The organism is Streptomyces sp. NPDC050856, assembly GCF_040653855.1.
GTDB lineage: Bacteria > Actinomycetota > Actinomycetes > Streptomycetales > Streptomycetaceae > Streptomyces.
On the sequence record NZ_JBFAGV010000012.1, the window covers coordinates 163,825 to 173,226 of the forward strand.

Genomic DNA, 9,402 nt, shown 5'->3' on the forward strand with positions numbered 1-9,402 from the left:
CGGATGAGTCCTCCTGCTGTGCTGTCGGTCCGGCTCCCCGGCTCACGCGGCGGCTTCCGCCCGCCGGGCGTCCAGGGCCTTGCGGAGGGACGCGGCGACGGTGAGGACGTCGGCGTCGCTCAGCCCCGGGTGCAGGGGCAGGCACAGGGTGCGCTCGGAGGCCCAGTCCGAGCCGGGCAGCGCGGGGGCGTCCGTGCCGTACGCCGGGACCTTGTGCAGCGGTGCGTACCGGAACGTGGTGTAGACGCCGTCCGACAGCAGGTCACCGGCGACCCGGTCCCGCAGCCCCGGCTCCATCTGCACCCAGTAGAAGTAGTGGGTGGACTCGTGGCCGGCGGGGAGCGGCGGCGGGGTGAGCAGCCCGTCCAGGCCGGCGAGCTCCTGGTCGTAGCGGGCGACGATCTCCCGCCGGCGGGCCACCATCTCCGGCAGCCTGCGGAGCTGTACGGAGCCGATGGCCGCGGTCAGGTCGTTGCCGATGACCCGGCGGCCGGGCTCGGGCACGTCCAGCTCCCACCAGCGGGCGGAGACCTTGGCGTAGCCGAAGCCGCTGGGCTGGGCGAGGCCGTGGTAGGCCAGGCGGCGCACCCGGGCGGCCCGCTCGGCGTCCTTGACGTAGATCATGCCGCCGTCGCCGGTGACGAGGACCTTCATGGCGTCGAAGCTCCACATGGCGAGGTCGCCGAAGGTGCCGACGGCCCGGCCGTCGACCCGTGAGGCGACCGAGCAGGCCGCGTCCTCGACGAGCGCCACGCCCCGCTCGCGGCAGAGCTCGGCGATACGGACGATGTCGCCGGGGCAGCCGCCGTAGTGGAGGACGACGACCGCCCTGGTGCGGTCGGTCAGGGACCGTTCGACGTCCGCAGCCGTGGGGTTGAGGGTGCGCGGGTCGGCGTCGCAGAAGACCGGCCGGGCGCCGCTGGTCAGGACCGCGTTGGCCGCGGCCAGGAAGCTGAGCGAGGGCAGGACGACCTCGTCGCCGTCCTGGAGGCCCAGTGACTCCAGGGCCAGGAACAGCCCGGACGTGCCGGAGTTGAGGAAGACGACGTGCTCCGGACCCACACCCAGGTGCGCGGCGAACGCCGCCTCGAACTCCTTGGTGCGCGGGCCGTGTCCGAGCCAGTTGTCCTCGAACACCTGGGCAACCGCGTCCAGTTCCTCAGCACCCACCTGGGGCTGAAAGAGATTGATCATAGCCGCCTCTCACGTCCGGATGTCACCGCCGAGCTTGCGAACGCCTGCTCGACCCTCGATCGAGGCCCGGTTGTGCCGCCGCGCCCGCCCGGCCCGGGCCGGGCGGGCCGAGCACGCCCCAAGGGGCCTTCGAGCGCCGCTCCAGGGGCGGGCCGGATCCTCCGCCTGCGCCACCATGTCGAGCTGCCGAGGAGATGCCATGCCGGAACAGGACAAGCGGGTCGCGGTCGTCACGGGCGCGACCAGTGGAATCGGACTGGAGGTGGCCCGGGTGCTGGCCGCCTCCGGCCACCGCGTCTTCATCGGCGCCCGCGACGCCGGCAACGTCGCCTCGACCGTGAAACTGCTCCAGGACGAGGGCCTGGAGGTGGACGGCACCACCCTGGACGTGCGGTCCGGGCAGAGCGTCCGCGACTGGGTGAGCACCGCGGTGGACCGCTTCGGCACGGTCGACGTGGTGGTCAACAACGCCGGCCGGTCCGGCGGCGGGGTCACCGCCGACATCGACGACGAGCTGTGGGACGACGTCATCGACACCAACCTCAACAGCGTCTTCCGCGTCACCCGCGAGGTGCTGAACACCGGTGGCATGCGCCGCAAGAGCCGCGGGCGGATCATCAACATCGCCTCCACCGCCGGCAAGCAGGGCGTGGTCCTGGGCGCCCCGTACTCGGCCTCCAAGCACGGCGTGGTCGGCTTCACCAAGGCGCTGGGCAACGAGCTGGCACCGACCGGGATCACCGTCAACGCCGTCTGCCCCGGCTATGTCGAGACCCCGATGGCGCAGCGCGTGCGCCAGGGCTACGCGACCGCCTACGGGACCACCGAGGACGCCATCCTGGAGAAGTTCCAGGCCAAGATCCCGCTGGGCCGGTACTCGACCCCCGAGGAGGTCGCCGGGCTGGTCGGCTACCTGGCCTCCGACACCGCCGCCTCCATCACCTCCCAGGCGCTCAACGTCTGCGGCGGCCTCGGCAACTTCTGACGGGCCGCGCCCGGCCGGCCCGCCCGCCGGCCCGCGGACCGCGTGGACTGCGCCGGGCCCGCCGGTCCGCGGGTCCGCCCGGCCGGCCCGGCCCATCGAACCGACCCGAATCCGAGGAGTACGAGCATGTCGCAGCCCGGACCGCGCGAGGTGGAGCACGAGATCACGATCTCGGCCCCGGCCGACGCGGTGTACCGCCTGATCGCGGAGGTGCGCAACTGGCCGCGGATCTTCCCGCCCACCATCCACGTCGACCAGGTCGCCGTGGGCACGGGTGAGGAGCGCATCCGCATCTGGGCCACCGCCAACGGCGAGGCCAAGAACTGGACGTCCCGCCGGACCCTGGACCCCGCCGAGCTGACGATCACCTTCCGCCAGGAGGTTCCCGCGCACCCGGTCGCCGCCATGGGCGGCACCTGGATCATCGAACCGCTCGGCGACGGCCTGTCACGGGTGCGGCTGCTGCACGACTACCGGGCCGTCGACGACGACCCGGCGCACCTCGCCTGGATCGACGAGGCCGTCGACCGCAACTCCCGTTCCGAACTGGCCGCGCTGAAGACCAACGTGGAGCTCGCGCACGCCAGCGAGGACCTGACGTTCTCCTTCGAGGACAGCGTGCGCGTCGACGGCTCCGCCAAGGACGTCTTCGACTTCGTCAACGAGGCCGACCGCTGGCCCGAACGCCTGCCGCACGTGGCCACCGTCCGGCTGACCGAGGACACCCCGGGCCTCCAGGAACTGGAGATGGACACCCGCGCCAAGGACGGCTCGACGCACACCACCAAGTCCTACCGGGTGACCTTCCCGCACCACCGCATCGCCTACAAGCAGACCACCCTGCCGGCGCTGATGACCCTGCACACCGGCTACTGGACCTTCGCCGAGGACGACGAGGGCGTCACCGCCTCCTCCCAGCACACGGTCACCATCAACACCGCCAACATCGCCAGGGTGCTCGGCGAGGAGGCCACCGTCGAGGACGCCAAGCGGTACGTCCACACCGCTCTGAGCACCAACAGCACGGCCACCCTGAACCACGCCAAGCGGTTCGCCGAGCAGCGGGCCGGCCGGTGAACGGCCGGACACCGCGCGTCTGGTTCGTGACCGGCGCCTCACGCGGCCTGGGCCGGGCCGTCACCGAGGCCGTACTGGACGCCGGCGACACGGTGGTGGCCACGGCGCGCCGCACGGCGGCGCTGGACGACCTGGTGGCGCGGTTCGGCGAGCGGGTCGTCCCCATGGCGCTCGACGTCACCGACCGCGCCGCGGTGTTCGCCACGGTGGCCGAGGCGGCCGAGCGGGCCGGCCGTATCGACGTGGTGCTGAACAACGCGGGGTACGGGCTGTCCGGCGCCGTGGAGGAGGTCAGCGAACAGCAGGTCCGGGAGCAGTTCGACGTGAACCTCTTCGGCGCGCTGTGGGTGACCCAGGCCGCGCTGCCGGTGATGCGCCGGCAGGGCACCGGCCACCTGCTCCAGATGTCGAGCATCGCGGGCGTCACCACGTACCCCAACCTCGGTATGTACTGCGCGAGCAAGTGGGCGCTGGAGGCGGTCGGCGAGACGCTGGCCCAGGAGGTCGCGGGCTTCGGGATCAGGGTCACCCTGGTCGAGGCCGGTGAGTTCCGCACCGACTGGAGCGCCGGCAGCATGGTGCGCGCCACCCCCAAGTCCGCCTACGACGCGGTGCTGGCCAAGCGCCGGCACGGGCTGTCGGGTGCCTACGCGCACCTCCAGCCCGGCGACCCCCGCAGGGCGGGCGAAGCGCTGCTGGAGCTCGTGGCCGCCGAGAAGCCGCCGCTGCGCGTCCTGCTGGGCGCCGGCGCGGCCGACCTGGCGCCCCGGGTGCTCAAGGACCGCCTCGCCGAGTGGGAGGAGTGGGACGCCCTCGCCCGCACCACGGACTTCCCGGCGGAGGAGGCGGGGCGATGAGCCTCACCACCACCGCCGCCGGCCCGGGTGCGGGAGGCGGGACGGCGCGTGCCACCACCGCCGCCGGCCCCGGTGCGGCGGCACCACGCGGCCCCCTGCGGGGGCTGCCGGGCCCGCGCCCGGTCCGGCTGGGCGTCTTCGCGCTCGCCGAGGCCGCCGCGGTCGGGTGGATCGCGGTCGCCCGGACCAAGCCGCCCGCGCCCAGCCCCGGCGACCACGCCTGGTTCCACAGTTCGGCGCCCGAGGTGGCGGCGGAGCAGGCGACCAGTGCCGGCCTGCTGCTGGCCCTGGTGACGGCGGCGTTCTACCTCCTGCTGCCCCTGCTGGGGCTGGCCGCGCGGGTACTGCGGCGCCGGGCCGGCCGGCTGGCCCGCCCGGCCTTCGCCGTGGTGGCGGGCATCGCGGGCGCCGCCGTGAGCGTGCCCGTGGTGGCCCTCGCCACCGCCCTCGCCCCCGCCGGTGTGCCGCTGTGGTCCGCCGTCACCGCCGACGCGGTCACCGCGCTGCGGTTCACCGCCCCCCTGGCCGTACTGCTCACCGTCTGTGTCGGCGTGCCCTGGAGCGCCGCCGGCACCGGCCGTCCATCCCGTCGAAGGAAGCCTGGTCCATGCTGAACCGCAGAAACCTCCTCAAGGCGGCGGCCGCCGGCGGCGGCGCCGCCCTGCTGCCGTGGGACCGGGTGCTCGGGCCCGCCACGGCCGCCGCCGCCACGGCGGAGGCCGCCCCCACCGTCCCGTTCGCCCACGCCATGACCGTCCCGCGCGTGCTCGGCCCCACCGGGACCACGGCCACCTCCGATCTGTACGAGATACGGATGAAGGACGCCAAGGCCGAGATCGTCAAGGGCCTGCTGTCCGACGTGCGCACCTACGGCGGCACCTTCCCCGGCCCGACCATCAAGGCGTCGTCCGGGCGGGAGGTGGTGGTCCGCCAGATCAACCAGCTCTCCGTGAACACCGCCGTCCACCTGCACGGCGGCACCGTGCTGTCCGAGCACGACGGGTTGCCCATGGACACCATCGCGCCCGGCGGCGAGCGCACCTACCGCTACCCGAACAAGCAGCAGGCGGCGTCGCTCTGGTACCACGACCACGCGCACCACCTGGAGGACACCAACGTCTTCCTGGGCATGCAGGGGCTGTACCTGATCAGCGACCGCAACGAGCGCGGCCTCGGCCTGCCGTCCGGCGGCTACGACGTCCCCCTCGTCATCCGCGACGCGCGGGTGGAGGAGGACGGCACCCTGCTGTACACCCGCCCGTCCGACTGCTCCAACATGCTGGTCAACGGCAAGGAACGGCCGTACTTCAAGGTGGCGGCCCGCAAGTACCGGCTGCGCGTCTACAACGCCTGCGTCAACCGCTACATCCGGCTGCGCTTCGCCGACGGCGCGGAGTTCACCCAGATCGGCACCGACGGCGGCCTGCTGGAGGCCCCGGTCCAGCGGACCGACCTGCTGATGATGGGCGGCGAGCGCGCCGAGATCGTCGTCGACTTCGCCCGCTACGGGGTGGGCGGCTCGATCGTGCTGGAGAACACCGGCGCGCTGACCACCGAGCGCCCCGAGGTGCTGCGCTTCGACGTGGTCCGCGAGGCCGCCGACACCAGCAAGGTGCCCGCGCGGCTGTCGACGCAGCCGCCGCTGCCGGCCCCCACCGTGGAGCGCGACTTCGAGCTCCGCACCTTCCCGGAGATGACCATCAACGGCCGCCTGTACGACCCCGACCGGGTCGACGTCACCACCAGGCTGGGCACCACCGAGCTGTGGACCGTCAGGAACGTGGAGGCCCCGATCGCGGCCGGGAAGCCGGACTTCCACCTCTGGCACAGCTTCCACACCCACCTGACGCACTTCCGGGTGGTGGAGCGCAACGGCGGGCCGGTCGGGGTGCGCGACGCGGGGATCAAGGACACCGTGGCGCTGGCTCCCGGCGAGAGCGTCAAGATCGCCATGACCTGGGGGCCGTACCCGGGCCAGTACCTCTTCCACTGCCACCAGCTCGGCCACTCGTCCGGCGGCCAGATGGGCCGCATCGACGTCGTGTCCGGGTGACGGCCCCCGCCGCCCCGTCGCCGCGCCGCCCGTCCCGTTGCCGAGCCGTCCTCCCGACGCGTCGAGGACCGTCCCGGCCGCACCGTCCGGAGGACCCACGATCATGACAGAGTCACACCCCGGGGCCACCCGGGTATCGCACGAGGTCACGGTGGACGCACCCGCCGAGGACGTCTACCGGCTGCTCGCCGACCTGGCCAACTGGCCGTGGATGTTCCGGGCGTTCGTCCACGCCGAGGTCATCGGCCGGCAGGGCGCGTTCGAGCGCGTCGGCATGTGGACCACGTCCGGCGACCGGGTCGAGCACTGGCTGGCCCTGCGGCGCCTCGACGAAGCCGCGCTGCGGATCGACTTCCGCCCCGAGGACCCCGCCCCACCACTCGCCTCCATGGAGCGCTCGTGGGTGGTCGAACCGGTCACCGCGCACCGGTGCACGGTCCGGCTGCTGCACGGCTTCACGCTCACGGTGGACGACCCGGGGGCACTGGAGGCGACCAGGGGCGTGATCGACACGGTGGCGGACGCCGAGACGTCGGCGGTGAGGGCCGCCGCCGAACTGACGGCCCGGGAGCCCGAACTCCTGGTGGTGGTCACCGACACGGTGCCCGTCGCGGCCTCCGCCGAGGCGGTGTACGACGCGCTGTACGACGTACCCGACTGGCCCGGTTTCCTGCCCCACGTGGCACGGGCCGAGGCGCTCCAGGACGAGGACGGCCTGCAACTCGTCGAGGTCGACACGGTGGAGAACGGCGGCGGCCTGCTCACCATGAGGACGGCCCGCGCCGGGCTCCCCCACCGGGGGATCGCCTACAAGCAGCTGCGGCTACCGCCGATCGGCTCCAGCCACACGGTCGGCTGGCACATCGAGCCCACCGGGACGGGGGTCGAGGTCACCTCGCGGCAGACCGTCGTGGTCCGGCGCGAGGGCATCGCGCGGCTGCTGGGCGACGGCAAGGGGACGGCGGAGGCCACCGCGTTCATCCAGCGGGAACTGAGCGCGAAGGTGCGGCTGATCCTGGACGGGGTGAAGAGGCACGTCGAAGGCGGCTGACCCGCCGCCCGCCCCGACGGGGCGGGCGGGCGGGCACGGCGACGGCGACAGCGGCGGCAGCGGCAGCGGTGCCCGTCGGAACGGCCGGAGGAGTGAGGAGGCTCCATGGGGGTGGGGAGGCGGTGAACACGGTGGACGCTGACGTCGTGGACGGCACGGGTGCGCTGGACGCCGTGGACACGCTGGATGCGCCGGGCGCCGGGGGAGCTGTGGAGGTGCTGGACGTCGTGGACGTGCTGGGTGCCGCAGACGTGCTGGGTGCCGCGGGCACCGCGCACGCCGTGGACGCACTGGGCGCCGTGGACCCCGGGAACACGGTGGACGCACCGGGCGCCGTGGACGCCATGGAGAGGCTGGACCCCGCAGCGGCGCCGGGCGCCGCAGACATGCTGGACGCCATGGGCACCGCCCACGCCACGGACGTCGAGGACACGCCGGACGCCGTGGACACCGCCCACGCCATGGACGTCGAGGACACGCCGGACGCCGTGGACAGCGCGCGCGTCCTGGACGCGCGGACGGTGCTGCGCGTGGAGCGCGGGCAGGCCACCGAGGAGGAACTCGCCGCGGTGGCCGTGACCCTGTTCTCGGTGCTGGCCAAGCGGGCGGACCGGCCGGCGGGGGACGCCGGCCGGTCCGTCGCCCGCTGGCGCCGATGGGACCGGACCCCCGCCTACCGGGCACCGCACAGCTGGCGGTGACGGCGACCGGCGGGTTGCGCCGGGACAGCGGGACGGCCCGCGGGTGATCGCCCGCGGGCCGTCCCGCGTACCGCGGGCCACGCGAGCGCCCGCCACACCCCCAGCGCGGACAGCCACCGGTACGACCCGCGGGTCACCTCGCGCGCGCCACCCGCCGGGGCGGACCGACACCGCGCGGACGGACACCGGCACGCACAGGACGGCCCCGCGGGTGCTCCCGCGGGGCCGTCCTGTGCGTGGCTGCGCGCCCGTCCCTACGACCGGCGCCAGATCCCGGCGCGGGAGGTCTGGCCGGTCGGCGTGACCACTCCGACCACCGTGCCGTTCTGGACGGAGTACGGGTCACCGTTCCCCGCCACTCCGGTGGTGAGTTCGCTGACCGTGCCGTCCGGAGTCCAGATCACCGGCCGGTGCTGGCCGGCGGGCGTCACCGAGTAGCCGACGGCGCACCCGTTGTTGCCCAGCGCCAGGGCGTAGCTCGCCGTGTCACCCGGGAAGGTGGGAAGCTCCCGCGGCACACCGTTGCGGGTCCACATCACCGCCTTCGTCGGGGACTCGGCGCTCACACCGGAGCCGCCCACCATGACGCCCTGGTCGTTGATGGCGGTGGCGGCGCTGTCCTGGTGCCCGGGCAGCGCCGGGAGCTCCGTGACCTTGCCGTCGGTCCCCCACCGCACCGCCCGGTTGCGCCCCTCGGTGGTGCTGGAGGCGCCGACGGCGACGCCCAGGTTGTTGATCCAGGTCGCCCCGGTAGAGACGTCCCCCGGCAGCGCGGGAAGCTCGGTCATCTTCGCGTCGGCGCTCCAGCGCAGCGCGTGCCAGTTGCCGTCGGGGGTGACGGAGAAGCCGACGGCGACCCGGCTGTCGTTGACGGAGTACGCCCGGGTCTTGGCCACCCCCGGGAGCCCGGGCAGTTGCACGGCTTGGCCGCCGCGGTCCCAGCGCACCGCCCGCTCGATCGTGCCGATCGAACGGCCGACGACGGTGCCGTCGCTGCTGTTGACCGAGAACGCCGTGCTGGAGGTGTCGCCCGGCAGCGTGCCGAGGTCGGTCGCCTCACCGCCACGGCTCCACTGCACGGCGTGGTTCTCGCCGGCGGGTGTGGCGGCGTCACCGACGACCACGCCGAGCGTGTTGACGCTGAACGCCCGGTTGGACGTGCCGCCGGCCAGTGTCCTCAGCTCGGCGTACGAGGTCGCGGCCGACGCGGCCGTGGCCTGGGTGGCGCACAGCACGGCGATGAGCGCCGCGGTGCCGAGTCTCGCTCGCTGGTACCTGCGCATGAATGACCCCCGTTGTGGTTGTGGTTGTAGTTCTGGTTGTGGTGGTGGCGTCGGGACTGCTGGTGGCGGGCGGGCGGGTGTCTCGGGTCCCGGGGCCGCTTCCGGCCGGCTAGGCAGTTTCGTTTGGATCAGCGGGCGGACCAGAGGAAGATGCCCGCGATGTGGAGTCCGGCCAGGTAGACGGTGGCGGTCTTCTCATAG

9 protein-coding genes are annotated in these 9,402 nt (G+C 73.6%); 7 read left to right on the top strand and 2 right to left on the bottom strand.

The window, feature by feature from the left end; genetic code table 11:
• Nucleotides 1-42 precede the first annotated feature (42 nt).
• Nucleotides 43-1,194: a DegT/DnrJ/EryC1/StrS family aminotransferase gene (locus tag AB0H53_RS14320; RefSeq protein WP_362111544.1), complete on the bottom strand. Its 1,152-nt coding sequence runs from the start codon at nucleotides 1,192-1,194 to the stop codon at nucleotides 43-45.
• Nucleotides 1,195-1,393: 199 nt separating this feature from the next.
• Here AB0H53_RS14320 and fabG point away from each other — a divergent pair, with 199 nt between their 5' ends.
• From fabG to AB0H53_RS14355, 7 genes are all read left to right on the top strand, one after another.
• Nucleotides 1,394-2,179: a 3-oxoacyl-ACP reductase FabG gene (fabG, locus tag AB0H53_RS14325; protein WP_362111547.1), complete on the top strand. Its 786-nt coding sequence runs from the start codon at nucleotides 1,394-1,396 to the stop codon at nucleotides 2,177-2,179.
• A gap of 126 nt (nucleotides 2,180-2,305) precedes the next feature.
• The gene (locus tag AB0H53_RS14330) at nucleotides 2,306-3,256 is read left to right on the top strand and encodes an aromatase/cyclase (RefSeq protein ID WP_362111550.1); all 951 of its coding nucleotides are present in this window, start codon (nucleotides 2,306-2,308) and stop codon (nucleotides 3,254-3,256) included.
• Nucleotides 3,253-4,113 carry an oxidoreductase gene (locus AB0H53_RS14335; RefSeq protein ID WP_362111553.1) on the top strand — a complete coding sequence of 287 codons (861 nt, stop codon included), beginning with the start codon at nucleotides 3,253-3,255 and terminating at the stop codon, nucleotides 4,111-4,113. The genes AB0H53_RS14330 and AB0H53_RS14335 overlap by 4 nt, the downstream gene beginning before the upstream one ends.
• Nucleotides 4,110-4,727, top strand: a complete 618-nt coding sequence (locus AB0H53_RS14340) for a hypothetical protein (protein ID WP_362111556.1) — start codon at nucleotides 4,110-4,112, stop codon at nucleotides 4,725-4,727. The genes AB0H53_RS14335 and AB0H53_RS14340 overlap by 4 nt, the downstream gene beginning before the upstream one ends.
• On the top strand, nucleotides 4,721-6,166 hold the full coding sequence (locus AB0H53_RS14345; RefSeq protein ID WP_362111559.1) for a multicopper oxidase family protein: 1,446 nt from the start codon (nucleotides 4,721-4,723) through the stop codon (nucleotides 6,164-6,166). The genes AB0H53_RS14340 and AB0H53_RS14345 overlap by 7 nt, the downstream gene beginning before the upstream one ends.
• Nucleotides 6,167-6,269: 103 nt before the next feature.
• Complete coding sequence (locus tag AB0H53_RS14350; protein ID WP_362111562.1) at nucleotides 6,270-7,217, top strand: SRPBCC family protein; 948 nt, start codon at nucleotides 6,270-6,272, stop codon at nucleotides 7,215-7,217.
• A 461-nt stretch (nucleotides 7,218-7,678) separates the two neighbouring features.
• Nucleotides 7,679-7,918: an acyl-CoA carboxylase subunit epsilon gene (locus AB0H53_RS14355; protein WP_362111594.1), complete on the top strand. Its 240-nt coding sequence runs from the start codon at nucleotides 7,679-7,681 to the stop codon at nucleotides 7,916-7,918.
• Between the two features lie 254 nt (nucleotides 7,919-8,172).
• Here AB0H53_RS14355 and AB0H53_RS14360 read toward each other — a convergent pair whose 3' ends face one another.
• Nucleotides 8,173-9,201 carry a hypothetical protein gene (locus AB0H53_RS14360; protein WP_362111565.1) on the bottom strand — a complete coding sequence of 343 codons (1,029 nt, stop codon included), beginning with the start codon at nucleotides 9,199-9,201 and terminating at the stop codon, nucleotides 8,173-8,175.
• Between the last annotated feature and the right edge of the window lie 201 nt (nucleotides 9,202-9,402).